This is a genomic window from Desulfamplus magnetovallimortis (assembly GCF_900170035.1).
In the GTDB taxonomy this organism is placed as follows: Bacteria; Desulfobacterota; Desulfobacteria; order Desulfobacterales; family Desulfobacteraceae; genus Desulfamplus; species Desulfamplus magnetovallimortis.
Genome location: NZ_LT828615.1, coordinates 1 through 833 on the forward strand (window position 1 = coordinate 1; position 833 = coordinate 833).

1 protein-coding gene is annotated in these 833 nt (G+C 41.9%); it reads right to left on the reverse strand.

The features are described from left to right. Nucleotides 1-143 precede the first annotated feature (143 nt). Nucleotides 144-833: hypothetical protein (locus MTBBW1_RS28900; protein WP_222424205.1), on the reverse strand; the 690-nt coding region annotated here is incomplete at its 5' end.

The window sequence follows — 833 nt, forward strand, 5'->3', positions numbered from 1 at the left end:
GTTAATCTTGGGAATCCTGATTCAGACACTGTTCTTGTCCAGTTAATCTTGGACACCCTGATTAAGGCACTGTTGACAAAGTCAAAAGATCATAGGTGTTGCCTTTGATTTTTATTAAACTATTGAGAAAGCCCAGCACATTGTTAACATCCCCATACATCAACCATTTTCCCCTCATAAATCTCCTGCCTGTGCCATATTTTCTCATCCCACTTTACATCTTTATCTCTATTGAAAAAAACAAGATGCATTTCATTTGCTCCTGCTATATCTGCATATTCAATGGTTTGTTTTAAAGCTTCAGGCAGTTGTGTTTCAATGTTTCCCCTCTGGATTTTAAGCTCTAAAACCACCCTTTGAACTTTGCCATACATCCCCTTTTTTTGATCAATGGGCCATTCAATCAAAAGGTCTGTGCGTTTTCTTCCAAGGCCGTACTCTCTGTGCAATCTTCCGCCGCCATTGATAATTCTTTGAAGGAATGCCTGTAAAAGAAGCTGTGGGCCTGCTTCTTTGTAGTCAAATCGTTCAATCCAGCTTTGGGAATTCTCTCTGAAAAACTGCTGGAAAGCAGGGAGAAGCTTTTTCATGTCAAGCTGGTTGGAAATGTCAAGGTACCACTCTTGTTGATGGGATAAACCCTCCTGGGTCGCAATTACAAGCTCCCTTGGAAGTACTTCGCTGTATATCCGGTTGCTGATATGCACCTGGGGACGACGGTTTATGAGGCCAAGATCTTCAACATAACCAAGATCACTGTCCCTGAACGCAGGATCTCCATCTATATTTGCAAAAATGGGAGCAATAACGCGCCTTACCCTCTCTTCCTTTAA